The organism is Dysosmobacter sp. Phy (genome assembly GCF_054476235.1).
Map to the genome: position 1 here is coordinate 1,377,344 of NZ_CM136997.1, position 26,491 is coordinate 1,403,834.

Sequence of the window (26,491 nt, forward strand, 5' to 3'; positions counted from 1 at the left end):
TGTTATTCCATCAAACCCGGCAGGAAAGTGACGATCTGCGGGAAGAAAATAACGATTACTGCTACAGCGACCTCCACCAAGATGAAAGGAAGAACCTCCTTGGCTACCTTTACGAAGGGACGGTTGGAAATGCTGCAGCTGACAAACAGACAAGGGCCGAAAGGCGGCGTGGCAATGCCGATGCACATAACGAACACCACGAAGAATCCAAAGAAAATGGGATCTACCCCATATACCAGAGCCACCGGGTGCAGGATCGGTGCCACAATGATCACGACGGAAAGAGCCTCCATGAACATGCCTGCAATCATCAAAATCACCAGCGTCAGGAACAAAAACACCAAAGAGGAAGAGGACACGGACTGAATTGCTTGCGCTAAAATAGTAGGCACATTGTAATAGGTCACAATCCAACCGAACAGCTGAGCTGTTGTCACCATGATGGAAATCACGACCGTCTGTACCGCACTCTTCTTAAAAATATCCCAAAGTTGACGAATGGTAATGCTCCGATATACGCACAGGGCCACCAGAATACCATAGACAGCGGCAATGGCGGCCGCTTCCGTGGCAGTGCAGATACCAAAGTAGATAGTTACCAGAATAATAATGGGCATCAGCAGGGCCAGGAAAGAATCCCGCACACTGTCCCACAGCTTCCGCCAGGAGAACGCCACACTTTCCGTGGGCATGTCCCGGCGCTTGGCAATGATATAGACCATGAAGCAGAGCAGCATGCACGTAAGAATCCCGGGTACTACGCCGGACATCAGCAGCTTTGTGATCGACTCTCCTGTGGCCACACCATAAAAGATCATCATGAGGCTGGGCGGAATGACCGGCCCCAGCGTACCGCCGATGGCCTGGACCGCCGCAGAAAAGTCCTTGGGATAGCCGCGCTGCTCCATCTCGGGATACATCAGCCCGCCGATGGCTGCCGTAGTGGCTGTGGCAGATCCCGAGAGCGCCGCAAAGATCGTGCTGGCCACCACGGAGATAATTCCCAGGCTACCCTTCATTCGCCCCAGCAGGACGGTTGCCATATCCACCAGTTTTTTGGAGATGCCTCCCTGACTCATCACCTCTCCGGCTACCACGAAAGCCGGCACGGCCAGGAAACTGAAATTGTTGGCACCGTTAAAAACACGCTGCGTCAGAAGTGCCAACGGCATGGAGTCCATAGTCAGCAGAGCTGCAAAACAGGACAGAGAAAGGGACCACGCGATGGGTACACCGATCAGCATGAATGCCAATAAGCTGACCAGCAGAATAATAGGTGTCAATTCCATACCGCGTTATCCCTCCTTGTCCCGAGAATTCCGCATGTCCCGCAGCTCTGCCACGGTTTTGCGCAGGACCTCGATCAGCGCCAGAAAATAGCCAAGCGGCATCATTGCATAGATGATCCACATGGGGATATGCATGCTGGGGCTCACCGACGTAAAGCCGGCCTGCACCAGCATAATCCCGCTGGCCGTGAAAACCAGCAGCGCCACGATGGTCAGCAGATAGGTAACCAGATTCAGAATGTGCTTACTGCGCTGGCTGTGGATGAGCGTATCCAGAATATCCACACGCAGGGCGGCATTCTGGCTGACCATAATGTTCAAAGTGAAAAACAGCGTTCCAATGAACATGTAGCGAGTCATCTCTTCACTCCAGGAAATGCTGAACGCAAACACATACCGGCAAAGAACGTTTATAAAGATCAGTACGATGACCGCAAACATACAGAAAGCTGCGATCGCGTACGAAATCCGCTGTATAATGCTCCAGAGTTTAGCCACGTTTACCCCCCACAATCTCTTTCGTTTAACAGGTAACGCTGCCGTTAGCCAGCCAAGGCCTGAATCTGCTCCACCATATCATCATACTCAGGGTGCCCGTCATACACGCTTTGAACCATCTCTCTGAGCTGACCCTGATTCAGGGCGGTGTGGGTATCCACCAAATCATTGATGATAAATTCCCGCTCAGCCTCGTCCGCTTCACGGAGCTCCTGATTGTTGGAATCCATGGCCAACAGAGCCGCTTCCTCAAACACGGCCTGATCCTCAGGGGAAAGGCTGTTCCAGACTCTGGAGGACATCAGAAGCACACCGCAGGTATAGATATGATTGGTTTCTACATAATGGGAGACCATCTCTGCATAGCCATTGGCCACGGCGGCAGTGTTGAACACTTCCATTGCGTCAATGGTTCCCTGCTGAAGGCCGGTCAGCGCCTCGGACGCAGACATCGTCGTAGGCGAAGCACCCAGGGCCTCCCACAGTTCCAGATGGAGGGCGTTCTCCATCACGCGGATTTTCAGGCCCTTCAGATCCTCGATAGCCTGAACATCTTTGTTGGTAAACAGCTGCCGGAAGCCATTCTCCATCAGGGTCAGGGTCTTGAAGCCGGCAGCATCAATATCACCCATGATGGAAGCGCGGATGGGACTTTCGGCGTCAAAAAACACTGCGTCAGCATGATCATAGTCCTGAATCAGGAACGGCAAATCCAGGTAGGAAATCGCCGGCACCGTATTTGCCAGAGGTGTGGAAGCGGTAAAGCACATGTCAACGGTGCCGATATTCACACCCTCGATCAGATCGCTCTCTCCGCCCAGGGTGGAGTTGGCATACAGATCAATTTGATACCGGCCGTCCGTATTTTCGTAGATATAGTCGCTCATTTCCTGCATGGCAATGTGCATGGGATAATCCTCCGCATACACATGACCCATTTTTAAAACCGTGGTTTCGCTTTCCTCACTACCGGTATCACTGCTTCCTGTGGCCGAACCGCACCCGGTCAGAAAACTCAGGCTCATTACCGCTGCCATCAGGGCCGCCATCCATCTCTTCTTCATTTTCATCGCTTGCTCCTCCTCGTTTTTATTTGCATTGTGTCTGATTCTTTAGTAACTGTCCATTCTGAATCACCAGAATGGGGGTATACAAGAAACTGCAGGAATAGCTTTCCCCCTGCCCATCAATCATCTCAAAGTTTCGTTCCTGCCGCCGCAGGACCACACACTGATTGCGGTAGGTAAGGGGGAACTCTAAATATCGGGCGGGATTGGTCATCAGCGCTTGGAATACCTCTTCGCGGCTAATGCCAAAGTTCAGCAGTGCGGAGAGTATATGAAACTGGTCCACGACTTTGCTGCCGGGGGTTCGATAGGACATCTCCACCAGATCCGCGCCCAGAGTGTCGAATTTCAGTCCCTGGGCATAGGCCTCCCGAAATACCCGCCAAGAAAAATGTTTTCCGGCATATCCCACATCAAACAGGACGCCCCGCTCCCGGGCGGCAAATACCTCGGGCAAAACATTTCCATGCTCGTCCAGGATCGTGTTGGAAAACCCAGAATAGGGGTGGGTCAGGATATCACCGCGCTGCAGGAAGTTGGCGGAGTCCCGTGCGTCCATACACTGGCCGGAAGTGTGAACCATCATGTGAGTTTTGCTGCGGTGCGCGATCTCTCGGCATAAACGCATTAGGGCGGTATCGGTTTCCGCGCTCCTGTAGGGCAGCCAGCCCAGCTGTACTTTGACGCCAAGCGCCTGACCGGGATGAGCGGAGATTACATCCACATAGCGATCCGTATCGATTTCTTCGGGCAGTGTGGGTGTTACCGGAGGGAAAACTGTCAGTCCTTCCGGCAGAATTGAAAGGAACGACTTCAGACGCAGATTGGAAAATGTCTGCCAGTACTTCTGCGCCTGCTCCCAGTCATTTACGCCGAAGGTGCCGGCATCTAAAGCGCCCACAAATCCCTCTGAGAAGTACCGGTTTCCCTCCACGCCAAATGGCGAACGGGCCGGAGGAGCCCAAATATGAGCGTGCATGTCAATCATTCCTGGAAGGATCAGATCATCCTCCCGCAGATGGATCACGCAGTCCGGCTCTTCCACGAGTTCCATGACGATCTCACGGTTAGCGGCAAAGTCTTGTTCCTGCCAGAGACTGCCGCTTTCGATTCTCCAATGTCCCATAAGATCTCCTCCTTATGATCCGTTAGTCTTAGCTTGAAAATGCACTCACCGAACTGGATGAATCGGTGCTTTGCCGGCCAGAACATTCAGCGTTTCCTCCACCACTTCCGTACCGGCTTTTTGTAAAGATTCTTCCGTATTGCCGCCGATATGAGGCGTGGCGCTGAAGTTTGGCAGGGACAACAGCTTGTTTTCTGCGGTGGGCGGTTCCTGAACGAATGTATCGCAGGCCGCCGCTTTTAGTTTGCCGGAAACCAGGGCATCATACAAATCGTTCTCATTAATTACTGCGCCTCGGGCTGCATTCACAAACACAGCGCCGGGCTTGAAGTGATTGAACAGGTCTCCGGAAATCATATTGGTGGTAGAGGGGACCAAGGGCACATTGATGTTCACCAGATCAGATTGTTCCAGCAGCTCCTCCAGCGTCTCAACTTTCTCAAACCCTCGTTTTGCCGCTTCTTCCGCTGAAATAAACGGATCGTAACCAAGTACTTTTGTCCCAAAGCCCTCCCGCATAATGTGGGCGACTCGTTGAGCGATATTGCCCATACCGATCTGGCCGAACGTTTTCCCCTTGACCTCTGTTCCCAGGAAATCGCGGGGGGCAATGGTTTTGAACTGGCTGTTGCGGCATTTTACGTTGGCCTCGTATATCCGCCGCTCCAGCATCAAAAACAGTCCCACCGTCATCTCCGCCACTGAGTCAGCATTGGCTGTGGGTGTATAAATTACTTGGATTCCCCGTTCCTTGGCAGCTGCAACGTCAATCGTATTACAGCCGATTCCGTGTTTAGCAATGACCTTGAGGTTTTTGGCGCGGTCCATCATCTCTGCTGTCACAGGAATATTTCGCAAGATGATTGCGTCGATCTCCTCGATATGATTGAAATTATCCACTACGGTGGCATGCTGCTTCAGTTTCTCTGCCGCCGGGGGATAGATGTATTCGCTTAGATAGACAATCATTGTGTCGTCCTTCTTCCTTTTTGATCCGGCGGCCAACCGGCGAAAGATGTGTACACATCGCACCCGCGCGTTTTGTCGTGGATGCTACAACTATAATATACTGTCGTATTTACAAATGTCAATTTATATTATGAAGAAAATACAACATTATTTTTGTGTGATATGCAAAAAGAGCAGACTGTAAAGTCTGCTCTTTCATATTAATTTATCTGATAATTCACAAACGCAATTCTGCGGTTAATTCATCACGCTCACTGGCCCGGCGGCGATAGTCCTCCGGCAATAATTGGGCCAGACGGGTTACCAAGTATTCGGAAATCAGAGTCACAGCCATTGCAGAATTAAAAAAGCTGACATTTTTGCACTCTGCCATCAGCAAAACATGGGCCAGTTCTGACAGAGGGGAGAGGACACTGTTGGTTACTAAGATAACCGATGCTCCCCGATTCCGTGCTAGCTGGGCCAGCCGAAGGTCAGACTTGTAGAAACGATTCATAGAGAATAGAAGAACACAGTCCCCCGGCTGTATATCTTGAAGACTGCCGATGCCGCCTGGGCCTTCGTCACAAATGTGGACAACGTGATCCAGCAGAAAACGAAGTAGCCAAGCACATTGATTGGCCACACCCAGGCATCCCCGGAAACCAATGATATAACGGTGACCGGCATTCCGCAACAGTTCGGCAGCTGCTTGAAACTGCTGGTCACTGTTCTGGCGGAATGTTCGTTCCAGATTATACTGGATTACCCCCATATACTCCGCCAGAGAGTCTCCTCCAAATTGAGTGCGGTTGGCCTCGAAACGCTCTGCCAGGGACAAGTTATTGATTCCGCCGGCAGCCTGGCTGGCCAGGCTGTTGTAAATGTCGTTCTTCAAATCGGTAAAGCCTTCATACCCGATGGCTCTGGCAAAACGGGTGATGGAGGCATCGCTGACGCCAATGGCCCTGGCCATTTCCATGGAAGAGCTCATGCCTACTCGTTCTGGGTGCTGAATAAAAAACTCGGCAATTTTTCGCTGAGATTTGGTAAGGCGGGTGTTTTTTACCCGATCAGCAATTACGTTTTCCATAGTGTAACGGCCCTCCCAGTCTTGATGGCAACAGAATAACATACTGGCTGTCGCATGTCCATCATATTTTGTTGTGAATGCGTCATATTCGGAAACTTTTCTTTGCCCATACTGTCCCGATTCAAGATCGGAAATTGTGCAGCGCAGGCCAAGGCCTTGTTTATCGCCCTAGGGCATCTTCAACAATCCAACAGTAAAGCCAATGGCAAATAAACAGCACCAGCCAATCAGGAAACCATTCAATCACTTAGCAATTGCCTTTTAATATGTTTCTTCTTGTTGATACACTTCCTCACCACGTGGTGCAGTAGGGCCAGTGTGCGACGAATTGCCTGAACCGAAAACAATACTTGACATTTTTTCAATTGCAAGCTAACATTACGGAAACAACGCCACTTTTGTTTTGAAAAATCAAGCCAAAATCTGATTATCCCTTGAAAACACTGTATCCACGGGCATTTCAGACAGGTCAAAACCATCTCATTTACTACGATTTTACTACTGTTGAGTGAGCCTTGACACGCTGAAAGACCACGAAATGCCAAGATACGGGTACAGTACCCGTCAATCGGGGCCTCCGCCCCGTGACCATATAACTGAATACAGACCGGCCATCTGCCGGGGCAACGCCATGGGTAACACAAACCTGTGGCGTTTTTTTATGCCCTGCCGGGGGCACGCAAAACTGTATAAAAACGGGTGGGAAATCCCCTGTTTTTTCGCCTGTGGGCGGCGCAAATGAAGCCGCCCATATTCTTTCCCTCATGGGAGGCCGGGCGGCGATACAGGGGCGCAAACCCGCCGAAACGAACACTTTTCAAAACCGAAGGAAGGAGGTATCCAACATGGCGGTATTCCGCATTGAGAAAACCCGCGATTACACGGTGATGTCCAACCATCACCTGCGGGACAAGTCGCTCTCGTTGAAAGCGAAGGGCCTTCTCTCCCTCATGCTCTCCCTGCCGGAGGAGTGGGACTATACCACCAAGGGGCTGGCCCGGATCTGCAAGGATGGCGTTGACAGTATCTGCGCCGGGGTGCGGGAGCTGGAGGAACACGGCTATGTGATCCGCCAGCGGGTCCGCAACCCCAACGGCCAGCTCGGCGCCATCGAGTACACCATCCTGGAGCAGCCCAGACCGCCGGAACCAAAACCGCAAAAACCTGAACGGGAAAATCCAGTCTTGGATAATCCTGAACAGGCTTCCCCTGTCTTGGAAGAACCTGAACAGGGAAACCCCGCACAATTAAATACTAATAGATCAAGTAAAGAAAAATCAAAAAAAGATCTATCAAGTACGGAAGGATCAAATCCTGTCCAATCAATCCCCCAAACCCCCAGGGGCTCGGACCGGAAAGGACGGGACCGGATGCGGGAACGGGAAAGCTATCGGGAATTGATTTTGGAGAACATCGAGTATGACTGCCTCATCCAGAACCACCGCCTTGACCGTGACCGCCTGGACGAGCTGGTGGAGCTCATGGTGGACACGGTGTGCTCCAACCGGGAGATGATCCGTATCGCCGGGGACGACTACCCGGCGGAGGTGGTCAAGTCCCGGTTCCTGAAGCTGGACAGCTCCCACATCGAGTATGTGCTGGACCGGATGCGGGAGAACACCACCTATGTCCGCAATATCAAGAAATACCTGCTGGCCGCCCTGTATAACGCCCCGGCCACCATCGGCAGCTACTACACTTCCCTGGTGAGCTATGACCTGTACGGCGGCGGAGAAAGGAGGTAGCGCCTATGCAGGAAGAAATCACCCAAGGCGCGGTCTCCCTCTCGGTGGAGGCGGGCAAGATGACCGCGGACCTGCTCCAAAAGGCCCTGAAGAAGGTGCTGGAGGAGATGCAGAAAAAGCCCTCCCAGCGCACTCTCCGTCAGGGAAAACAGACCCTTCACCAGCTCAAACAGCATGGGGCCTCCCTGACCAACATTGAGATCACGGAGCAGAACATCAAGGCGTTTTCGGCGGTGGCGAAGAAGTACGACATCGACTACGCCCTGAAGAAGGACCCCCATACAGAACCCCCACACTACTATGTGTTTTTCAAGGCGAAGGACAAGGACCAGCTCCAACCGGCCTTCAAGGAGTTCACCGCCATGACCCTGGACCGGGAGAAGCGCCCCACCATCCGGGAGCGGCTGGCCCAGGCCCAGGAACAGGCCAAGACCAAGCACTGGGAACGGGAGAAGGTCAAAGCCAAGGACCGGGAGGTGGCGCGATGACCGACAAGGTGAAAAAGCTGGTGCTGCTCAACCTCCCGTATCTCATCTTCGTGTATCTCTTTGACAAGCTCTGCCAGGGTGTGCGGCTGGCGCCTGGGGCGGACGCCTCGGAGAAGCTGCTCCACATCGGGCAGGGCTTTTCGGCGGCCTTTGCCAGTCTGGCGCCCAGCCTCCATCTGGTGGACCTGTGCGTGGGCGCCGCCGGCGCGGTGCTGATCCGGCTGGTGGTCTACTCCAAGGGCAAGAACGCGAAGAAATACCGCAAAGGCATGGAGTATGGGAGCGCCCGCTGGGGCACCCCGGCCGACATTGCCCCTTACATGGACAAGGACTTTTCCCAAAACGTCCTTCTCACCCAGACGGAGCGGATCACCATGTCGAGCCGCCCGAAGGAACCCAAGTACGCAAGAAATAAAAATATCCTGGTCATCGGCGGTTCCGGCTCCGGCAAGACGAGGTTCTTCGTCAAGCCCAACCTGCTCCAGTGCCATTCTTCGTATGTGGTCACGGACCCCAAGGGCACCATCCTGAATGAGGTGGGCGCCCTGCTGGATCGCAAGGGATACCGCATTAAAAGCCTGAACCTCATCAACTTCAAGAAGTCCATGCGGTACAACCCTCTGGCGTACATCCGCAGCGAGAAGGATATTTTGAAGCTGGTGAACGCCCTGATCCTCAACACCAAGGGAGAGGGCGAAAAGAGCTCCGAGGATTTTTGGGTGAAGGCCGAGCGATTGTACTATTCCGCCCTCATCGGGTACATCTGGTACGAGGCGGAGCCGGAGGAGCGCAACTTCATCACCCTGCTGGACCTTATCAACGCCAGCGAGGCGCGGGAGGATGACGAGGAGTTTCAGTCCCCCGTGGATCTGCTGTTCGCCAAGCTGGAGAAGGAACACCCGGACCACTTCGCCGTGAAGCAGTACCGCAAATTCAAAATGGCCGCGGGCAAAACTCTAAAATCCATACTGATTTCCTGCGGCGCCCGCCTGGCGCCCTTTGACATCGCGGAACTGCGGGACCTCATGGCGGAGGACGAGCTGGAGCTGGACACCCTGGGCGACCGAAAATTGGCGCTGTTTGTCATCCTCTCGGATACGGACAGCACTTTTAATTTCGTGGCGGCGCTCATGTACTCCCAGCTTTTCAACCTCCTGTGCGACAAGGCGGACGACTTCTACGGCGGCCGCCTGCCGGTCCATGTGCGGTGCCTGCTGGACGAGTTTGCGAATATTGGGCAAATTCCAAACTTCGAGAAATTGATTGCTACCATCCGAAGCCGTGAAATATCGGCTTCTATTATTTTGCAGCGCCAAAGCCAGTTAAAGACCATCTACAAGGACGCGGCGGATACCATCGTGGGTAACTGCGACAGTACCTTGTTTTTGGGAGGCAAGGAGAAATCCACCCTGAAGGAGATCTCGGAGCTGCTGGGCAAGGAGACCATCGACAGCTTCAATCAATCGGAGAACCGGGGCAGCCAGGTTTCTCACGGCCTCACCTATCAGAAATTGGGAAAGGAGTTGATGACCCAGGACGAATTGGCGGTAATGGACGGAGGCAAGTGTATCTTCATGCTGCGGGGCGTGCGTCCCTTCCTCTCGGACAAGTACGACCTGACGAAGCACCCCAACTACAAGTACACCGCCGACGCCGACAAGAAATACCTCTTTGATATGGAACGGTACATGAAACGCAAACCGGCTATTGTTAAGCCGGATGAGCCTTTCGAGATGTACAAATTGACCGCAGCAGACCTTCAATAACAATTCTACAAAACGAAAGGAAATATGATTTATGGATTTTTTCACTAACGCTATCGACGTGTTGCAGACTCTGGTGATCGCCCTGGGCGGCGGCCTGTGCGTGTGGGGCGGCATCAACCTCCTGGAAGGTTACGGCCAGGATAACCCTGCCAGTAATGCTCATGTGCCATAAAGTAACACGCAAGAATTTATAGACAGCAGCCCACAATTCCAATTATTAACCATAGGTTAATTTTGTAAACTCAATTTTTAATATTTGCTCCATTGTTCCGTGAAATTATCTCTGCTATTATGATTTACAGAAGAACGGAGGTGCAATATGAAAATCAATGAAATCATCCGAGAAAAAAGGAAAGCCTTATCTCTCACACAAGAGCAAATTGCGGAGTATTTAGGCGTATCGACACCGGCAGTTAATAAATGGGAGAAAGGCAGTACATATCCCGATATAACGCTTCTTCCCGCATTGGCGCGATTACTAAAGATAGACCTCAATACACTTATGTCTTTTCAAGACGATTTGAGTGATGTAGAGATAGTCAATTTTGTAGATGAAGTCGATAAGACTGTTCGCGAAAAAGATTATGATACTGCTTTCAAAATGGGAATTGACAAGATACATGAATACCCAACTTGTGAAAGTCTAACATATTCCGTAATCATGTATTTACATGGCGCGTTGTTTCTTTACGGAGTTGCAGAGCCGGAACGCTATGAAGAAACCTTCATAAAATTTTATGAACGATTGTCTACCAGTGAAAATATTGAAATCAAGGAAACTGTAATCAGTATGTTGATTTCTTATAATCGAAAGATAAAAAATTACTCTAAGGCAGAAGAACTCATTAACACCTACCCATCTACTTCTGTTGATAAGGAAGAACAACTTGCCATTCTCTATACAGCGCAAGATAAATTTTTGGACGCTTTAAAAATATGGGAACACAGGGTCTTAAATAGCGCAACCGAAATTCAAACTGCCTTAATGAATATGTTGGAGATAGCAGTAAAAGAGAACCGAATGCAGGACGCAAACTTTTACGCAGAAATTTATGAGCAAGTATCAAAATTGTGCCATGTCCCACCATATATTCCCTACATTGCAAAACTCCAGCTTTCTGTTATCGAACAGGATAAAACGAAATGCTTAACTGCGCTTAAATCTATGTTACCAGCTATCCAAGAAGAATGGAAACCACAAGATTGTCCTCTTTATCGTCATTTGCATGGCAGTGAAACAAATAGCTTTTCAGAACGACTATTTGATATGATGAAAAATGAAATGGAAAGCGGTAACGACTTTTCGTTTTTATCTGATAATCCAGAGTATCAACAAATTCTCGAAGAACTAAAAGGTAGGGTCTGAACTCATAGCAAAGCCAGCCGAGCCAGTCAACGGTCAAGATGAACGGCGCATACGCGCCGCCGTTGACAGCCCCGCCCGCCTTTGCTGGTAGGCAATCAAGGGGCGACAGCATTTTTTGCTGTCGCCCCTTATAATACTGAAAATGCACAGATGTTAATTTGCATTGCTTGCCGCAACGAGACTTCTTTAGCTATAATGAAGTCGCCAAAGGCAAAGGAGGTATAGTGTATGTTTAGTGAGAATCTTAAATTCCTGCGAAAGAAAAAAGGACTATCGCAAGAGGAACTGGCTGTTCGGCTCAATATCGTTCGACAGACTGTATCAAAATGGGAAAAGGGCTTATCAGTACCAGATGCTGATTTACTGGTAAAACTGGCGGATATCCTTGAAGTAAGTGTCGCCGAGCTGCTGGGTGGAAATATCCCTGATTGCGAAGATACAAACGAGCTTGCGGAGCAGCTTTCCCGTATCAATGAGCAGTTAGCAATCAAAAATCGTCGTTCCCGTCGTATTTGGAAAGTCGTACTTGGAATAATTGTAGCATTTGTTGTTATCAATATATTCTTTGTTATTGTAGGCGTTATATCAAACAACTCCTACAGGGAATACACGAATGTTGAACAATTACCAATTTCTGAAGAAAATCAGACTTACGAAAATAATCCTTGATGATATCACTTTACATGGGGCGACAGCAAGGAGTGCTGCCGCCCCGCACTATTATTCAGAGAGGGGGGATTTCCATGACCGAAGATGAAGCCTACAAAGTGCATATCCAGTACACCTTTAACGCCTTTTGTAAGATCGTCATTCGTCACGCAGCCATAGATAAAATCTTGAATCTGCGCCGGAGGTGGGAACGGGAAGTTTCCCTTGACTATCTGATGAATGAGAAGTTTGTCCAGCTTGCCGAGCCGGAGCAGCTTGAAGAATATCTTTTTACTGCCTGCGGCCAAACTGCCGTTTTGTACCATGCGGAACTTGCCGCCGCCCTTGCCCTATTGCCGGAGCAGACACAGGAAGAAATCTTCCGTTACTATTTCCTGCGCCAGCCGCAGCGAGTGATCGGCGTACATATCGGCCGGACACGCAGCACAGCGGGGCGGCATATCCAGCTTGCCTTGCAGCGGCTACGGCGGCTCATGGAGGGAAAAGGCCATGAGTAAACTTCTGCCCTATGAAACAATCGTCAAAGCCCATGAGGACGACCCAGACGCGGTAGACGCCGTTCTTTCCCACTACGCCGGATATATCCGCTACTTTTCAAAAGTACACGGGCAGGTCAACGCCGAGGTTGAGGAATATGTGAAGCAGCAGCTAATCGCCGCGCTATTCAAGTTTCGCTTTGACCGATAAACAAAGAACGAACACTGGCTGTCATTAGCGGTTTTCCCCAGCAAGTTTACAATTCACCTATTCTCTCAAACAGCCGGTCATGATATAATAAAATTAACAATAAAGCGGTATATGATTGAGGTAATACTATGAAACGGTTTGCTGTCCAGATGATAGACGGTTCTATTTCATCCGATTGGTGGAAAACGATAATTGAACATTTTGCAAATGTTGGTGATATATTTGAAATTCGGTGCTGGAAAGAAGAAGTATCCGAGATTGTAAGAGCGTCTTTATATGGTGTTGCCATAGATGATAAAAATGAGGTGTCAATCAAGGGTATTGTAACCAAAGAACTACTCGAAGAATTATTGACAGATAACCCTACAGATAAAACTATCTATAACAAAATGACAAGCTATTTCACAGTCAATATAAAAAATGACTTGTATGATATTCGGAGCGAGCATTATGGTACGGAAATGTATATAGAAATAACTGCCGCCAAGGATATAGCTTTTTTTGAACAGGTCATAAGTCAGTATTCTGATCAGTTTAGCATCGAAACACTATAACAACAAAGCCCTATTTGTCGAGAAAATGAGTTGCATGAAAATCAGTTTAGGAGGAAGAAAATATGACCAAGAAGTATTCAAGAATTATTGCGGCCATTATGCTGGTAATTGCGATTGTTTTTATCTTTATTGCCTTGAATAACCCACAGGCAAGTTTTCCGTGGAGCAATGCAATTACATATATTCTTTATGGGATATATGTCGTTATAATGGTGGTGCTGTTTATTGCTCCATTTAAGAAAAAATAGCGGTCTCAAATTTATAGAATTGTTCATAAGCCAACCTAACTCGAACTTTCAAAACTGAATACCAGCCGTCACCGGCGGCCAACGAAAGCAGTAAGTCTGAAAAAGATTTGCTGCTTTTTTGGTTGTCCGTTTGGCATTTTTGAAATTTGTCCGTATTAAGAAGCAAAAAAAAGAAAGATAAATTTGGATTATCGAATGAATAGCACAGCCGGCCGAGCCAGTCAACGGTCAAGATGAACGGCGCGTACCGCGCCGCCGTTGACAGCCCCGCCCGCCTTTGCAGATAGGCAATCAAGGGGCGACAGCAAGGAGTGCTGCCGCCCCGCACTATTATCAGAGAGGGGGAATTTCCATGACCGAAGATGAAGCCTATAAAGTGCATATCCAGTACACATTCAATGCCTTTTGCAAGATTGTCATTCGTCACGCAGCCATAGATAAAATTTTGAAGCTGCGCCGGAGGTGGGAACGGGAAGTTTCCCTTGACTATCTGATGAATGAAAAGTTTGTCCAGCTTGCCGAACCGGAGCAGCTTGAAGAATATCTTTTTACCGCCTGCGGCCAGACCGCCGTTCTGTACCATGCGGAACTTGCCGCCGCCCTCGCCCGTTTGCCGGAGCAGGCACAGGAAGAACTTTTCCGTTACTACTTCCTGCGCCAGCCGCAGCGCGTGATCGGCGTACATATCGGCCGGACACGCAGCACAGCGGGGCGGCATATCCAGCTTGCTTTGAAACGGCTGCGGCGGCTCATGGAGGGAAAAGACCATGAGTAAACTTCTCCCCTATGAAACAATCGTCAAGGCGCATGAGGGCGACCCGGACGCAATCGACACCGTTCTTTCCCACTACGCCGGATATATCCGTTACTTTTCCAAAGTACACGGGCAGGTCAACGCCGAGGTTGAGGAATATGTGAAGCAGCAGCTAATCGCCGCGCTATTCAAGTTTCGCTTTGACCGATAAGATGAAAAGCCGAATGTCGACGGTCATTAGCAGTGTCACTCCGTAAGTTTACAATTCAGCTATTTCCAAACCTATCCTGCCTGTAGTATAATAAAATCAATGACAAATTGGAAGTTGTGTGGGAGGTAGAGTATTCATGGGGAAATTCTTTTTGTTTATGCTCTATATTGTTTTTGCATTTATTTTAGGGATTTTATCAGTTGTATTAAAGAAAAAGCATACTCAATTTCCTGATTTTAGGGTAGGATACCACAATAAAAAGATAATGGAAAATAAAGAAAATTGGGACTATGCAAATAATGTTGCGGGGAATTTATGTGCCTTGTTTGCGGTTATCGGTATTATTGTTTCCGTAATTTTATATCTGCTTAAAGCAAATATGAATATAACAATAATAATATTCTTTATATACACTATAGCTGCAATATTAGCCATTTTGGTGTTGCCAGTAAAGTTAATAAAAAAATAACTACTATTCTCTGCAATAGAATTAAAGTCAAATTGATAAATCCTAATTTGTTGAGCTAACCTGACCCGAACTTTCAAAACTAAATACCAGCCGCCACCGGCGACCAGCAAAAGCAGTAAGTCTGAAAAAGATTTGCTGCTTTTTTTGCTGCCCGTTTGACTTCCCGGCCATTTAGCCCCTTGCCGGTTGTAGTAGTGAGTGAGGGGAAAATTTTTGCCCTGGTGTTTGGCAGATTTCAAAACGCAGTGGTGTAGGGAGTGAAAGGAAAAATTTTCTGCCCCGCCGGTTGCCAAATTTCCTTTTTCCGCATTACAGAAGCAAAAGAAAGTTTGTAGCAATCCCCGTTCAGCGGGTAGCTGTCGGCTTCTCATTTGTATCTTTGGCGAAAAGGGAAAAAGGCCGCGCACAGCGGGCTGAAAGCCCCGCCCTGTTCGCTCTATGTACGGAAAAACCCGGACAGGAGCAGTCTGCGGCAGTCTTAGAGCAAGTTTCTACCACGGTGCCAAAATCCGCAATTCTGCGGTTTTGCCCCTCGCGGGAAACTTGTTGGGGAGTGCCTTCCCCAAACCCTGCTATGCGGCTTGCGCCGTAAAAAAGATTTCCGTCCGGCGAAAAGTTTTTCTCTCTTTCGCCCCGGAAACGGCTAACAGATAAGAGCATTTTTTGTGATAAGTGAAAGGAGGTTTACAGCCCATGCCGAAGCGATACAACACACCCCACCGCAGCCGCGTTGTAAAAACCCGGCTGTCCGAAGATGAATACGCCGACTTCACAGCGCGGCTTGCGCCCTATGGTATCAGCCAGTCGGAATTTCTCCGGCAGGCGATACGGCGCACCACAATACGCCCCGTTATCCATGTGTCGGCGGTCAATGACGAACTGCTCTCCGTTGTCGGGAAGCTGGCCGCCGAATACGGCAGGATCGGCGGCAACCTCAATCAGATTGCCCGGTATCTGAATGAGTACGGCGCACCCTACAATACGCTGTCCGGCGAGGTACGCGCCGCCATAGCCGACCTTGCCGCCCTCAAGTATGAAGTCCTCAAGAAAGTAGGTGACGCGGTTGGCAACACTCAAGCATATCAACTCTAAAAACGCCGACTACGGAGCCGCCGAACAATACCTGCTTTTTGAGCATGACGAGTTTACCATGAAGCCCGTCCTTGATGAAACCGGCAGGCTTATCCCCCGCGAGGACTACCGGCTGTCCACACTGAACTGCGGCGCGGAGGATTTTGCCGTTGCCTGTATGCGGGCAAATCTCCGCTATGGGAAGAACCAACAGCGGGAAGATGTGAAAAGTCACCACTATATCATCAGCTTTGACCCACGGGACGGCCCGGACAACGGCTTGACCGTAGACCGGGCGCAGGAATTGGGCGAGAGGTTTTGCGCCGAGCATTTCCCCGGCCACCAAGCCCTTGTATGCACCCACCCGGACGGGCATAACCACAGCGGCAACATTCATGTGCATATCGTTATCAATTCGCTGCGGATAGAGGAGGTGCCGTTCCTGCCCTACATGGACAGGCCAGCCGACACGAAAGCCGGTTGCAAGCACCGCTGTACCGACGCGGCCTTGCGCTACTTCAAGTCCGAAGTCATGGAGATGTGCCACCGGGAGGGGCTTTACCAAATCGACCTCTTGAACGGCAGCAAGAACCGCGTGACCGACCGGGAGTATTGGGCGCAGAAAAAGGGACAGGCCGCGCTGGATAAGCAGAACGCCCCCATGATTGCAGGCGGTATCACACCCCGGCAGACCAAGTTTGAAACGAACAAGGAGAAGCTGCGGCAGACCATACGCACCGCGCTGTCTGCGGCAACCTCATTCGAGGACTTTTCCTCTCTGCTGCTGCGGGAGGGCGTAACCGTCAAGGAGAGCCGGGGGCGGCTGTCCTACCTTACGCCGGACAGGACGAAACCCATTACCGCCCGGAAGCTGGGCGACGACTTTGACCGCGCCGCTGTCCTTGCCGTTTTGGAGCAGAACGCCGCCAGAGCCACAGAAAAAGCCGCGACTATATCCAGCACCCCGCCCTCTATCCAAGACCAACTGCGGGCAGACAGAGCCGCCCGAACTGCGCCGAATGTGCAACGGCTTGTGGACATTGAGCAGAAGAAAGCCGAGGGCAAAGGCCGGGGCTATGAACGCTGGGCGACCATGCACAACCTCAAACAAATGGCCGCGACGCTGAATGTGTATCAGGAATATGGCTTCACTTCCCCGGAGCAGTTAGAAGCCGCCGTTGATACCGCCTATCAGGAAATGCGCCAGACCAGCGGCGAACTGAAAGCACTGGAAACGAAGCTACAAGGGAAAAAGGAGTTGCAGCAACAGGTACTTGCTTACGCCAAGACCAAGCCTGCCCGCGACGGGCTGAAAGCACAGAAATCCGAGAAAGCCCGCGCCGCCTACCGGCAGGCGCATGAGAGCGATTTTATCATAGCCGACGCAGCCGCCCGGTATTTCCGGGAGCATGGCATTACCAAGCTGCCCGCCCGGAAAGCGTTGCAGGCCGAGATCGAGCAGCTTGTTTCCAAGAAATCCGGCCTGTATAACACCTACCACGAACAGAAACAGCGGTATGCGGAGTTGCAGACGGTCAAGCGGAATATCGACCAGATTTTGCGCCGGGAGGAACCCCGCCGCAGAAAGGAGCAGAGCCATGAGCGATAAGCTGCCCCGCATGGACTACCGCCAGCACCGGCGGGCGCGGCGGCTGGTGCATGAGTGCTGTAACTACGACGAGGGAAACTGCCTGCTGTTGGACGATGGGGAGCCTTGCATGTGCGTCCAGAGCATTTCCCTTTCCCTCATGTGCCGGTGGTTCCGTGTGGCTGTCCTGCCCCTTGACAGGGAACTGGCCGCAGCCCTCTTGTACCGGGGGAGCCGGAAACGGTGCGCCGTCTGCGGCGCGGCCTTTGTCCCCAAGTCAAACCGGGGAAAATACTGCCCCGACTGCGCCGCCAGAGTACGCCGCCGCAAAGAAGCCGAGCGACAGCGCAAACGCTACCACCTTTCTACGCATTTAGGGGCTGTCAAACCCTTGTAAATCAAGGGTTTTTTGCCCGCCCTCAACGGGGGCTTGATACATTTATCCTTTTCCCCCGGAAACGGCGTTCTAAATGCGTACAAACGCCCCAAATCCACCCAAAGGAGGAACCATGTCAGACAACCGAAAATACTACTACCTCAAGCTGAAAGAGAATTACTTTGACGAGGACGCTATCGTGCTGCTGGAAAGTATGCAGGACGGCATCCTCTATTCCAACATTCTCTTGAAACTGTACCTGAAATCGCTGAAAAACGGCGGGAAGTTGCAGCTTGATGAAAATATTCCCTACACCGCGCAGATGATTGCCACCATTACCCGCCAGCAAGTCGGCACCGTAGAGCGAGCCTTGCAGATTTTTATGAAGCTGGGGCTTGTGGAGCCGTTACAGAACGGCGCGTTGTATATGAGCAACATTGAACTGCTTATCGGCCAATCCTCTACCGAGGGGGAGCGGAAACGGCGGGCAAGGCTGGCTTTGCAGGAGCAGAAAGCCTTGCCAAAGGCCGGGGCGGACAAATGTCCACCATATCAAGCGGACATTTGTCCACCAGAGATAGAGATAGAGAAAGAGATAGAGATAGAAAAAGAGAGAGAGCGAGAGTTAGATACGGGACAGCCCACCCGCGCCGCTTATGGTCGATATGAAAATGTCTTTCTTTCGCAATCAGAACTGGACGGGCTGAAAGCAGACCTGCCCGACAAATGGAACTACTACATTGACCGGCTATCCTGCCATATCGCGTCCAGCGGCAAGCGATACAAGAGCCATGCCGCCACAATCTACAAATGGGCGCAGGAGGACGCAGCCAAGAAAGCCCCGAAAAAGGGCATACCCGACTACTCATGCAAGGAGGGCGAGAGTTTATGAAGAACGAAATCAACGCTGTTTTGGAAAATATGACGGCTGCCACCCCGGAGCCGGAGGACTACACCGGCGAGGACGGTTTACTGTACTGCGGCAAGTGCCGCAAGCCGAAAGAAGCCTATTTTGCGCCGGATAAGGCTGCTATCTTTGGGCGTGACCGCCACCCGGCAGAGTGCGACTGCCAGAGAGCCGCCCGCGAGGAACGGGAGGCCGCCGAGAAGCGGCGCAGGCACCTTGACACCGTGGAGGAATTGAAACGCCGGGGCTTTACCGACCCCACCATGCGGGACTGGACTTTTGAGAACGACAACGGCAGGAACCCGCAGGCCGGGATTGCCCGCCGGTATGTGGAGCATTGGGAGGATATGCGAACCGACAATATCGGCTGCCTGTTCTGGGGCGGCGTGGGAACCGGGAAAAGCTACCTTGCGGGCTGTATCGCAAACGCCCTTATGGAGAAAGAAATCCCCGTCCACATGACGAACTTTGCCCTTATCCTCAACGACCTTGCCGCCAGCTTTGAAGGGCGCAACGAGTACATTTCCCGCCTTTGCCGCTATCCGCTGCTTATCCTTGACGACTTCGGCATGGAGCGCGGGACGGAATACGGGCTGGAACAGGTTTTCCATGTGATAGACAGCCGTTACCGCAGCGGCAAGCCGCTGATCGTCACGACCAACCTCACGCTGGACGACCTGCGAAACCCGGAGGACACCGCCCATTCCCGGATTTATGACCGGCTGCTTTCCATGTGCGTCCCGGTACGCTTTACCGGCGAGAACTTCCGGCAGGAAACCGCACAGCGGAAAATGGAGAGCATGAAAAAACTGATTACCGACTGAAAGGAGTATTGCCTATGGCAGATAACAAGCAGCACGATACCCGCACCGCCCGCCGCCCCGACTGCGTGACGGAAATCCGCATGGGCAATTCCGTCCTTGTCGTGTCCGGCTATTTCAAGAAAGACACTACCACCACCGCCGCCGACAAAATGGCGCGGGTACTGGAAGCGGAAGCCGCTGCTACACAAAAACCGGCGATTTGACAAGCTGTAAAGAAGCAGATTTGACACTTTTGCCGCTATACAACCAGCCCTGTTCCGTGGTACAATGGAACCACGGAATAGTGGGGCTGGCTGTCGGAAACGGAGGATTTTATGTTAAGACAAGCCACCCAAAACCTCATTACCGCCCTTTATCCGAGATTGTCCCATGAGGACGAACTGCAAGGCGAGAGTAATTCCATATCGAACCAAAAACGGATACTCGAAACCTTTGCAAAACAAAATGGCTTTACCAACCTGCGCTGGTACACCGACGACGGCTATTCCGGCGCGAACTTTCAAAGGCCCGGTTTTCAAGCCATGCTTGCAGACATTGAAGCTGGGAAAGTGGGTACAGTTATCGTCAAGGACATGAGCCGGTTAGGGCGAAACTACTTGCAGGTAGGGTTTTACACGGAAATGCTGTTCCCTCAAAAGGGGGTGCGTTTTATCGCTGTCAACGACAATGTGGACAGTGCAAACGGCGGCATGGAAAACGATTTTACCCCTCTGCGAAATCTGTTCAACGAATGGCTGGTGAGAGATACGAGCAAGAAAATCAGGGCAGTAAAACGAGCAAAAGGCATGAGCGGCAAGCCCGTTACCAGCAAGCCGGTCTATGGCTATCTCATGGACGAGGACGAGAACTATATCGTTGACGAGGAAACCGCGCCGGTTGTCCAGCAGATATACCAGCTTTGCCTTGCCGGGAACGGCCCGACCAAGATTGCCCGTATGCTGTCGGAGCAGCAAATCCCCACGCCGGGGACGCTGGAATACCGCAGGACGGGCAGCACCCGCCGCTACCACCCCGGCTATGAGTGCAAATGGGCGACAAATACCGTTGTCCACCTGTTGGAAAACCGGGAGTACACCGGCTGTCTGGTAAACTTCAAGACGGAGAAGCCCTCTTACAAAACCAAGCACAGCGTAGAGAACCCCATCGAGAAGCAGGCCATTTTCCCGAACCACCATGAGCCGATTATCGACACGGAAACATGGGAGCGCGTGCAGGAGTTACGCAAGCAGCGCAAACGCCCGAACCGCTATGACGAGGTGGGGCTGTTCTCCGGTATGCTGTTCTGCGCCGACTGCGGCCATGTGATGTACCAGCAGCGGTATCAGAACAAGAACCGCAAGCAGGACTGTTACATCTGCGGCAGCTACAAGAAGCGCACCCGCGACTGTACGGCGCACTTTATCCGCACCGACCTGTTGACCGCCGGTGTCCTCTCCAATCTCCGGCAAGTGACCGAATACGCCGCCAAGCATGAGAGCCGCTTTGTGAAGCTGCTTATCCAGCAGAACGAGATCGGCGGCAAGAGAAAGACCGCCGCAGCCACGAAGCAGCTTGAACAGGCGCAGGAGCGCATTTCCGAAGTGAGCCGCATTATCAAGCGGCTGTATGAGGACAATGTGAACGGCAAAATCAGCGACGAGCGTTTCATGGAACTGTCGGCAGACTATGAGCAGGAGCAGCGGGAACTGAAAGACCGCGCCGCCGCTTTGCAGGAGGAACTGGACAAGTCGCAGGCCGCCACCGTCAACGCGGAAAAGTTTATGGGGATTGTCCGAAAGCACCTTGCCTTTGAGGAATTGACCCCCACCCTCTTGCGGGAAATGATTGAGAAAATCGTCGTGCATGAGTGCAGTTATGACGAGAACGGCACCCGCAGGCAGGACATTGAGATTTATTACAGCTTTGTCGGCAAGATTGACTTGCCCGAAGCCTAACGCCCGACCTATCCGACACAATGGCCAAGTGCCGGATAGGAACGGCAAAATTTTTTACACTTCTATTACTTCTTTATCACACATAAGCAAAATCCCAGGGCATCAAGCAGCTCATGGCCGGCGGCGGTGTCGCCCTCATCGGCATTACCCTGATCCCGCTGCTGTCCGGCCTGCTGGGCTGATGGCTCCCCATAACACCCGCGGGAGGTCCCGGTACACGGGGCCTCCCGCAAAGGAGGTGATCCCCGTTGATCTTTGACGCGATACAGGAGTGGTTCCAGGAACTGCTCATTGACGGTATCATATCCAACCTGACCGGGATGTTTGATACCCTGAATACCAAGGTAGGCGAGATCGCCGGGGAGGTGGGCATGACGCCCTCGGCGTGGAACAGCGGCATCTTCAACATGGTCCGCAACCTCTCGGAGACCGTCATCGTCCCCTTCGCCAGCATCGTCCTCACCTTTGTCATGTGCTATGAGCTTATCCAGCTCATCATTGAAAAGAACAATCTCCATGACTTCGACACCTGGATCTTCTTCAAGTGGATCTTCAAGACTTTCTGTGCGGTGCTCATCGTCACCAACACCTGGAACATCGTCATGGCGGTGTTCGATGTGGCGCAGAATGTGGTGAGCCAGAGCGCCGGCGTCATCATCTCGGACGCAGGCATCGACATATCCAGCGTGACCGCCGACCTGGAGACCCAGCTCGCGGACTGGAGCATCGGCGCCCTGCTGGGGCTGTGGTTCCAGAGCATCTTCGTGGGGCTGTGTACGCAGATACTCTCCATCTGTATCTTCCTGGTCATCTACGGCCGGATGATTGAGGTGTATTTGGTGACCTCGATAGGTCCCATCCCCTTTGCCACAATGGTGAACCGGGAGTGGGGCAACACGGGGCAGAACTATCTCCGCTCCCTGCTGGCCCTGGGCTTCCAGGCGTTTCTCATTATGATCTGTGTGGGGATCTACGCGGTGCTGGTGGAGAGCATTTCTTTGAGCGGAGACAACATTTCCGGCGCCATTTGGGGCTGTATGGGGTACACGGTCCTCTTGTGCTTCACGCTTTTCAAGACCGGCAGCCTCGCCAAGTCCCTGTTCGGGGCGCACTAAAGGAGGTGGCTGTTTGAAGATCGGATTGGTGGATGTGGACTCTCACAACTTTCCCAACCTCTGCCTGATGAAGCTCTCCGAGTATCATACACGGCGGGGCGACCGGGTGGAGTGGTGGAGCCCCAAAGGCCGCTATGACCTGGTTTACAAGAGCCGTGTATTCACGGACACCTACTCCAAGGACACCATCGTGGTGAACAATGCGGACCAGGTCATTCAGGGCGGTACGGGCTATGGGCCGGGTGGCAAGGACCTCCCCTATGAGATTGAGCACATCCGGCCGGACTACTTTTTGTATCCGCGGTTTTTGGGAACGGCCTACGGCTTTTTGAGCCGGGGCTGTCCGAGAAACTGCGGATTTTGCATTGTCAGCGGCAAGGAGGGGCGCAGGAGCGTCAAAGTCGCTGACCTCTCTGAATTTTGGCGCGGTGAGGACGAGATCAAACTGCTGGACCCCAACCTGCTGGCCTGCCCGGACCATGAGGCGCTGCTGGAACAGCTTGCCGCCAGCCGGGCGCTGGTGGACTTTACCCAGGGACTGGACATCCGGCTGACGAACCCGGACAACATCGCCCTGCTGAACAAGGTGCGGACCAAGGCGGTGCATTTCGCCTGGGACAACCCGGAGGAGGACCTGACGGAGCACTTCCGGCGCTTTGTGGCGCATACCGCCATCCGAAGCGACCGGAACCGGCGGGTGTATGTACTGACCAACTACGGCAGCACCCATGAGCAGGACCTCTACCGGGTGAACACCCTGCGGGCCCTGGGGTATGACCCCTATGTGATGATCTATGAGCGTCCCACCGCCCCCAAGATCACCCGCCATCTTCAGCGGTGGGTGAACAACAAACGGATTTTCCACACGGTAAAAGATTTTAAGGACTATGCTCCCATGAAAAAGGAGGTGCATTGATTGGCCTATGTAACGATCCCGAAGGACCTGAGCCGGGTACAGAGCAAGGTCCTGTTCGGGCTGACCAAGCGGCAGGTGATATGTTTTGGAGCGGCGGCAGTTATTGGCGTGCCGCTTTTCTTTTTGAGCAGGGGCGCGCTGGGGACCACCACGGCGGCGCTCTGCATGATTCTGGTCATGCTGCCTTTCTTCCTGTTCGCCATGTACCAGCGCAACGGGCAGCCCCTGGAGGTGTTCCTGGGGCATCTCATTCAGAATAAATTTCTTCGCCCCAAGGTGCGGATCTACCAGACCAACAATCTCTATTCCGCCCTGTTGCGGCAATACGAACTGGAACAGGAGGTGAGAAAGATTGCAGGCAAAAACGGCAAGACACGAAAAAACGGCAAAGCCCAGGCGTAAGCTGACCCGGGCCGAGCGCAAGCAGATCGAGGCGGTGGTCCGCCAGGCCAAGGGGGATGGGAAAGCCCATACGGTGCAGGACAGCATCCCCTTCCGCAATATCTTCCCGGACGGGCTGTGCCGGCTGGATGGCAATTCTTTTTCCAAGACGATTGCCTTTGCGGATGTGAATTACCGCCTGGCCGGGCCGGAGGACCAGCGGGACATCTTTGAACACCTCTGCGACTTCTACAACGGCTATGATCCCTCCATCGGGGTGCAGATGACTTTGAGCAGCCGGTATGTGGAGCATGGCCCGGAGGAGGACCTGTTCGGCATCCATCCCCAAGGGGACGACCTGGACCCCATCCGGGAGGACGCGGCCGGGATACTGCGCTTTCAGTATGAGCGGGGCAGCAACGGCTATGTGAAAACCAAGTATGTGACCCTGACCATCGAGGCGGAAAACCTGGCGGCGGCGCGGGCGCGCTTCGCCCGCATCGAGACCGACACCCTCAACCGCTTCAAGGTCATGGGGGCCGCCGCCCATGTGCTGGACGGGAAGGAGCGGCTGGAGCTGCTTCACGGCATCCTCCACCCGGCAGACGGCCGCCGTCCGGAGGGCGGGAAGTTCGCTTTCGATTGGGACTGGCTGGCGCCCAGCGGCCTTTCGGTCAAGGACTTCATCGCCCCGTCCTCCTTCCACTTCGGGGAGACCCGCACCTTCCGCATCGGCGAGATGTACGGGGCGGTGAGCTTTTTGCAGATCACCGCCCCGGAGATCCACGACCGCATTTTGGCGGAGTTTATGGAGACCGAGGGGAATATCCTGGTGACCATGCACATCCGGGGCATCAACCAGAACGAGGCCATCAAGATGGTCAAGCGCAAGATCACCGACCTGGACGCCATGAAAATTGCGGAGCAGAAACGGGCGGTACGGAGCGGATACGATATGGACATACTCCCCAGCGACCTTGCCACCTACGGCGGCGCGGCAAAGACCATCCTCCAGGACCTGCAAAGCCGGAATGAGCGAATGTTCAATCTGACCTTCCTGGTCATGCACATGGCGGCAACCAAGCAGAAGCTGGAGATCGCCGTATCTCAGGCGGCCAGTGTGGCGCAGACCTACAACTGCCAGCTCTCCCGGCTGGACTTCCAGCAGGAAGATGGGCTCATGTCCTCGCTCCCCCTGGGCCTCAACCGTATCAAGATCGAGCGGAGCCTGACCACCTCGGCCCTGGCGGTGTTCGTCCCCTTCGTCACCCAGGAGCTGTTCATGGGCGGGGACGCCATGTACTACGGCCTCAACGCTTTAAGCAACAACATGATCCTTCTGGACCGCAAACAGTCCAGGAGCCCCAACGGGCTGGTGTTTGGCACGCCGGGCAGCGGCAAGTCCATGAGCTGTAAGCGGGAGATCACCTTCATCATCCTGACCACCAAAGATAACGTCATCATCTGCGACCCGGAGGACGAGTATTCGCCCCTGGTGCGCCGGCTGGGCGGGCAGGTCATCCGGCTGTCCCCGTCCAGCACCGACTATGTGAACCCCCTGGACATCAACCTCAACTATTCAGACGAGGAGAACCCCCTGGCGCTGAAAAGTGATTTTGTCCTGTCCTTCTGCGAGCTCATCATGGGGAGCAAGACGGGGCTGGAGGCCATCGAGAAAACGGTCATCGACCGGGCGGTGCAGAAGATCTACCAGCCCTACTTCGCAGACCCCCGGCCGGAGAATATGCCCATCCTGGGCGACCTGATGGAGGCGCTGCTGGCGCAGGGCATCCCGGAGGCCGACCGGGTGGCCCAGGCGCTGGATCTGTATGTGAACGGTTCGCTGAACTTCTTTAATCACCGCACTACCGTGGACATCCGCAACCGGCTGGTCTGCTTTGACATCAAGGGCCTGGGCAAGAACCTGAAAAAGCCCGGTATGCTCATTGTCCAGGACGCGGTGTGGAACACCGTCACCATCAACCGGGCCATCGGGCGCTCCACCTGGTATTTCGTGGACGAGTTCCACCTCCTGCTGAAGGAGGAGCAGACGGCGGCCTATTCGGCGGAGATCTGGAAGCGGTTTAGAAAATGGGGCGGGGTGCCTACGGGGGCAACCCAGAACCCCAAGGACCTGCTCTCCTCCCCGGAGATCGAGAACATCCTGGAAAACAGCGACTTCATCTATATGCTCAACCAGGCCGCCGGCGACCGCAAGATTTTAGCGGAGCGGCTGGGCATCTCGGCGGAACAGCTTGCCTATGTGACCAACTCCGAGCCGGGACACGGGCTGCTGTTCTTCAACAATGTCATCCTGCCCTTTGCGGATGACTTCCCAAAGGACACGGAGCTTTACAAGCTGCTCACCACCAAGCCCAGCGAGGTGGAACACATATAATCA

General features: G+C 52.8%; 29 protein-coding genes and 2 pseudogenes. 25 read left to right on the top strand and 6 right to left on the bottom strand.

Annotated features, from left to right (window positions below):
* Positions 1 to 2 precede the first annotated feature (2 nt).
* The 6 genes from ACVDHE_RS06765 to ACVDHE_RS06790 all read right to left on the bottom strand — a co-directional run bounded on the left by ACVDHE_RS06765 (position 3) and on the right by ACVDHE_RS06790 (position 6,021).
* A complete protein-coding gene (locus tag ACVDHE_RS06765; RefSeq protein ID WP_458886029.1) occupies positions 3 to 1,289 on the bottom strand; it encodes a TRAP transporter large permease in 1,287 nt (428 codons plus the stop codon).
* A gap of 6 nt (positions 1,290 to 1,295) precedes the next feature.
* A complete protein-coding gene (locus ACVDHE_RS06770; RefSeq protein WP_458886030.1) occupies positions 1,296 to 1,730 on the bottom strand; it encodes a TRAP transporter small permease in 435 nt (144 codons plus the stop codon).
* A gap of 101 nt (positions 1,731 to 1,831) precedes the next feature.
* Positions 1,832 to 2,857 (bottom strand): TRAP transporter substrate-binding protein, encoded by a 1,026-nt coding sequence (locus ACVDHE_RS06775; RefSeq protein WP_458886031.1) that lies wholly within the window; start codon positions 2,855 to 2,857, stop codon positions 1,832 to 1,834.
* Between the two features lie 19 nt (positions 2,858 to 2,876).
* A complete protein-coding gene (locus ACVDHE_RS06780; protein ID WP_458886032.1) occupies positions 2,877 to 3,980 on the bottom strand; it encodes a hypothetical protein in 1,104 nt (367 codons plus the stop codon).
* A 45-nt stretch (positions 3,981 to 4,025) separates the two neighbouring features.
* A complete protein-coding gene (locus tag ACVDHE_RS06785) occupies positions 4,026 to 4,949 on the bottom strand; it encodes a hydroxyacid dehydrogenase (RefSeq protein ID WP_458886033.1) in 924 nt (307 codons plus the stop codon).
* 217 nt (positions 4,950 to 5,166) lie between these two features.
* Positions 5,167 to 6,021 (bottom strand): MurR/RpiR family transcriptional regulator, encoded by an 855-nt coding sequence (locus ACVDHE_RS06790; protein WP_458886034.1) that lies wholly within the window; start codon positions 6,019 to 6,021, stop codon positions 5,167 to 5,169.
* A gap of 845 nt (positions 6,022 to 6,866) precedes the next feature.
* Between ACVDHE_RS06790 and ACVDHE_RS06795 the strand changes: the two genes are divergently transcribed.
* From ACVDHE_RS06795 to ACVDHE_RS06915, 25 genes and pseudogenes are all read left to right on the top strand, one after another.
* Positions 6,867 to 7,766: a DUF6017 domain-containing protein gene (locus ACVDHE_RS06795; protein WP_458886035.1), complete on the top strand. Its 900-nt coding sequence runs from the start codon at positions 6,867 to 6,869 to the stop codon at positions 7,764 to 7,766.
* A gap of 5 nt (positions 7,767 to 7,771) precedes the next feature.
* On the top strand, positions 7,772 to 8,254 hold the full coding sequence (locus tag ACVDHE_RS06800; protein ID WP_458886036.1) for a PcfB family protein: 483 nt from the start codon (positions 7,772 to 7,774) through the stop codon (positions 8,252 to 8,254).
* Positions 8,251 to 10,020: a VirD4-like conjugal transfer protein, CD1115 family gene (locus ACVDHE_RS06805; protein WP_458886037.1), complete on the top strand. Its 1,770-nt coding sequence runs from the start codon at positions 8,251 to 8,253 to the stop codon at positions 10,018 to 10,020. The genes ACVDHE_RS06800 and ACVDHE_RS06805 overlap by 4 nt, the downstream gene beginning before the upstream one ends.
* Positions 10,021 to 10,051: 31 nt before the next feature.
* Positions 10,052 to 10,180: pseudogene (locus ACVDHE_RS06810) on the top strand (Maff2 family mobile element protein); the annotation flags it as partial.
* 159 nt (positions 10,181 to 10,339) lie between these two features.
* Positions 10,340 to 11,386: a helix-turn-helix domain-containing protein gene (locus ACVDHE_RS06815; RefSeq protein ID WP_106765246.1), complete on the top strand. Its 1,047-nt coding sequence runs from the start codon at positions 10,340 to 10,342 to the stop codon at positions 11,384 to 11,386.
* 228 nt (positions 11,387 to 11,614) lie between these two features.
* Entirely contained in the window at positions 11,615 to 12,055 is a 441-nt protein-coding gene (locus ACVDHE_RS06820) for a helix-turn-helix domain-containing protein (RefSeq protein ID WP_087367671.1), read from the top strand.
* A 74-nt stretch (positions 12,056 to 12,129) separates the two neighbouring features.
* Entirely contained in the window at positions 12,130 to 12,552 is a 423-nt protein-coding gene (locus ACVDHE_RS06825) for an RNA polymerase sigma factor (protein ID WP_118751148.1), read from the top strand.
* The gene (locus ACVDHE_RS06830) at positions 12,545 to 12,742 is read left to right on the top strand and encodes a helix-turn-helix domain-containing protein (protein WP_458886038.1); all 198 of its coding nucleotides are present in this window, start codon (positions 12,545 to 12,547) and stop codon (positions 12,740 to 12,742) included. Before ACVDHE_RS06825 ends, ACVDHE_RS06830 begins: the two co-directional genes overlap by 8 nt.
* Before the next feature lie 128 nt (positions 12,743 to 12,870).
* The gene (locus ACVDHE_RS06835; protein ID WP_015574381.1) at positions 12,871 to 13,296 is read left to right on the top strand and encodes a hypothetical protein; all 426 of its coding nucleotides are present in this window, start codon (positions 12,871 to 12,873) and stop codon (positions 13,294 to 13,296) included.
* A 62-nt stretch (positions 13,297 to 13,358) separates the two neighbouring features.
* Positions 13,359 to 13,544 carry a hypothetical protein gene (locus tag ACVDHE_RS06840; protein WP_015574382.1) on the top strand — a complete coding sequence of 62 codons (186 nt, stop codon included), beginning with the start codon at positions 13,359 to 13,361 and terminating at the stop codon, positions 13,542 to 13,544.
* 352 nt (positions 13,545 to 13,896) lie between these two features.
* Positions 13,897 to 14,319, top strand: a complete 423-nt coding sequence (locus ACVDHE_RS06845; protein ID WP_458886039.1) for a sigma factor-like helix-turn-helix DNA-binding protein — start codon at positions 13,897 to 13,899, stop codon at positions 14,317 to 14,319.
* Positions 14,312 to 14,509 (top strand): helix-turn-helix domain-containing protein, encoded by a 198-nt coding sequence (locus ACVDHE_RS06850; RefSeq protein ID WP_117536057.1) that lies wholly within the window; start codon positions 14,312 to 14,314, stop codon positions 14,507 to 14,509. The genes ACVDHE_RS06845 and ACVDHE_RS06850 overlap by 8 nt, the downstream gene beginning before the upstream one ends.
* A 265-nt stretch (positions 14,510 to 14,774) precedes the next feature.
* Complete coding sequence (locus ACVDHE_RS06855; RefSeq protein WP_458886160.1) at positions 14,775 to 14,978, top strand: SdpI family protein; 204 nt, start codon at positions 14,775 to 14,777, stop codon at positions 14,976 to 14,978.
* A gap of 693 nt (positions 14,979 to 15,671) precedes the next feature.
* Positions 15,672 to 16,070, top strand: coding sequence for a plasmid mobilization protein (locus tag ACVDHE_RS06860; RefSeq protein WP_262670535.1), 399 nt, complete (start codon positions 15,672 to 15,674; stop codon positions 16,068 to 16,070).
* Positions 16,042 to 17,658 carry a relaxase/mobilization nuclease domain-containing protein gene (locus tag ACVDHE_RS06865; protein ID WP_262670536.1) on the top strand — a complete coding sequence of 539 codons (1,617 nt, stop codon included), beginning with the start codon at positions 16,042 to 16,044 and terminating at the stop codon, positions 17,656 to 17,658. Before ACVDHE_RS06860 ends, ACVDHE_RS06865 begins: the two co-directional genes overlap by 29 nt.
* Positions 17,648 to 18,034: a cysteine-rich VLP domain-containing protein gene (locus ACVDHE_RS06870; RefSeq protein ID WP_262670537.1), complete on the top strand. Its 387-nt coding sequence runs from the start codon at positions 17,648 to 17,650 to the stop codon at positions 18,032 to 18,034. The genes ACVDHE_RS06865 and ACVDHE_RS06870 overlap by 11 nt, the downstream gene beginning before the upstream one ends.
* A gap of 112 nt (positions 18,035 to 18,146) precedes the next feature.
* On the top strand, positions 18,147 to 18,905 hold the full coding sequence (locus tag ACVDHE_RS06875; protein ID WP_087369061.1) for a phage replisome organizer N-terminal domain-containing protein: 759 nt from the start codon (positions 18,147 to 18,149) through the stop codon (positions 18,903 to 18,905).
* Positions 18,902 to 19,744, top strand: coding sequence for an ATP-binding protein (locus tag ACVDHE_RS06880; RefSeq protein WP_262670538.1), 843 nt, complete (start codon positions 18,902 to 18,904; stop codon positions 19,742 to 19,744). Before ACVDHE_RS06875 ends, ACVDHE_RS06880 begins: the two co-directional genes overlap by 4 nt.
* A 14-nt stretch (positions 19,745 to 19,758) precedes the next feature.
* Entirely contained in the window at positions 19,759 to 19,947 is a 189-nt protein-coding gene (locus ACVDHE_RS06885; RefSeq protein WP_020995296.1) for a transposon-encoded TnpW family protein, read from the top strand.
* Positions 19,948 to 20,058: 111 nt separating this feature from the next.
* Positions 20,059 to 21,678, top strand: a complete 1,620-nt coding sequence (locus ACVDHE_RS06890; protein ID WP_458886040.1) for a recombinase family protein — start codon at positions 20,059 to 20,061, stop codon at positions 21,676 to 21,678.
* Positions 21,679 to 21,764: 86 nt separating this feature from the next.
* A pseudogene (locus ACVDHE_RS06895) lies at positions 21,765 to 21,860 on the top strand (Maff2 family mobile element protein); the annotation flags it as partial.
* Positions 21,861 to 21,926: 66 nt separating this feature from the next.
* Positions 21,927 to 22,793: a VirB6/TrbL-like conjugal transfer protein, CD1112 family gene (locus tag ACVDHE_RS06900; RefSeq protein WP_458886041.1), complete on the top strand. Its 867-nt coding sequence runs from the start codon at positions 21,927 to 21,929 to the stop codon at positions 22,791 to 22,793.
* Positions 22,794 to 22,806: 13 nt separating this feature from the next.
* A complete protein-coding gene (locus ACVDHE_RS06905) occupies positions 22,807 to 23,709 on the top strand; it encodes a radical SAM protein (RefSeq protein ID WP_302608843.1) in 903 nt (300 codons plus the stop codon).
* Positions 23,710 to 24,111 (top strand): PrgI family protein, encoded by a 402-nt coding sequence (locus ACVDHE_RS06910; protein ID WP_025654217.1) that lies wholly within the window; start codon positions 23,710 to 23,712, stop codon positions 24,109 to 24,111.
* Positions 24,062 to 26,488, top strand: coding sequence for a VirB4-like conjugal transfer ATPase, CD1110 family (locus ACVDHE_RS06915; RefSeq protein WP_458886042.1), 2,427 nt, complete (start codon positions 24,062 to 24,064; stop codon positions 26,486 to 26,488). Before ACVDHE_RS06910 ends, ACVDHE_RS06915 begins: the two co-directional genes overlap by 50 nt.
* The last annotated feature ends 3 nt before the right edge of the window (positions 26,489 to 26,491 follow it).

Coding starts and splice junctions, on each gene's coding strand:
- ACVDHE_RS06765 (WP_458886029.1), bottom strand. CDS start 1,289: ATGGAATTGACACCTATTATTCTGCTGGTCAGCTTATTGGCATTCATG.
- ACVDHE_RS06770 (WP_458886030.1), bottom strand. CDS start 1,730: ATGTTTGCGGTCATCGTACTGATCTTTATAAACGTTCTTTGCCGGTAT.
- ACVDHE_RS06775 (WP_458886031.1), bottom strand. CDS start 2,857: ATGAAAATGAAGAAGAGATGGATGGCGGCCCTGATGGCAGCGGTAATG.
- ACVDHE_RS06780 (WP_458886032.1), bottom strand. CDS start 3,980: ATGGGACATTGGAGAATCGAAAGCGGCAGTCTCTGGCAGGAACAAGAC.
- ACVDHE_RS06785 (WP_458886033.1), bottom strand. CDS start 4,949: ATGATTGTCTATCTAAGCGAATACATCTATCCCCCGGCGGCAGAGAAA.
- ACVDHE_RS06790 (WP_458886034.1), bottom strand. CDS start 6,021: ATGGAAAACGTAATTGCTGATCGGGTAAAAAACACCCGCCTTACCAAA.
- ACVDHE_RS06795 (WP_458886035.1), top strand. CDS start 6,867: ATGGCGGTATTCCGCATTGAGAAAACCCGCGATTACACGGTGATGTCC.
- ACVDHE_RS06800 (WP_458886036.1), top strand. CDS start 7,772: ATGCAGGAAGAAATCACCCAAGGCGCGGTCTCCCTCTCGGTGGAGGCG.
- ACVDHE_RS06805 (WP_458886037.1), top strand. CDS start 8,251: ATGACCGACAAGGTGAAAAAGCTGGTGCTGCTCAACCTCCCGTATCTC.
- ACVDHE_RS06815 (WP_106765246.1), top strand. CDS start 10,340: ATGAAAATCAATGAAATCATCCGAGAAAAAAGGAAAGCCTTATCTCTC.
- ACVDHE_RS06820 (WP_087367671.1), top strand. CDS start 11,615: ATGTTTAGTGAGAATCTTAAATTCCTGCGAAAGAAAAAAGGACTATCG.
- ACVDHE_RS06825 (WP_118751148.1), top strand. CDS start 12,130: ATGACCGAAGATGAAGCCTACAAAGTGCATATCCAGTACACCTTTAAC.
- ACVDHE_RS06830 (WP_458886038.1), top strand. CDS start 12,545: ATGAGTAAACTTCTGCCCTATGAAACAATCGTCAAAGCCCATGAGGAC.
- ACVDHE_RS06835 (WP_015574381.1), top strand. CDS start 12,871: ATGAAACGGTTTGCTGTCCAGATGATAGACGGTTCTATTTCATCCGAT.
- ACVDHE_RS06840 (WP_015574382.1), top strand. CDS start 13,359: ATGACCAAGAAGTATTCAAGAATTATTGCGGCCATTATGCTGGTAATT.
- ACVDHE_RS06845 (WP_458886039.1), top strand. CDS start 13,897: ATGACCGAAGATGAAGCCTATAAAGTGCATATCCAGTACACATTCAAT.
- ACVDHE_RS06850 (WP_117536057.1), top strand. CDS start 14,312: ATGAGTAAACTTCTCCCCTATGAAACAATCGTCAAGGCGCATGAGGGC.
- ACVDHE_RS06855 (WP_458886160.1), top strand. CDS start 14,775: ATGGAAAATAAAGAAAATTGGGACTATGCAAATAATGTTGCGGGGAAT.
- ACVDHE_RS06860 (WP_262670535.1), top strand. CDS start 15,672: ATGCCGAAGCGATACAACACACCCCACCGCAGCCGCGTTGTAAAAACC.
- ACVDHE_RS06870 (WP_262670537.1), top strand. CDS start 17,648: ATGAGCGATAAGCTGCCCCGCATGGACTACCGCCAGCACCGGCGGGCG.
- ACVDHE_RS06875 (WP_087369061.1), top strand. CDS start 18,147: ATGTCAGACAACCGAAAATACTACTACCTCAAGCTGAAAGAGAATTAC.
- ACVDHE_RS06880 (WP_262670538.1), top strand. CDS start 18,902: ATGAAGAACGAAATCAACGCTGTTTTGGAAAATATGACGGCTGCCACC.
- ACVDHE_RS06885 (WP_020995296.1), top strand. CDS start 19,759: ATGGCAGATAACAAGCAGCACGATACCCGCACCGCCCGCCGCCCCGAC.
- ACVDHE_RS06890 (WP_458886040.1), top strand. CDS start 20,059: ATGTTAAGACAAGCCACCCAAAACCTCATTACCGCCCTTTATCCGAGA.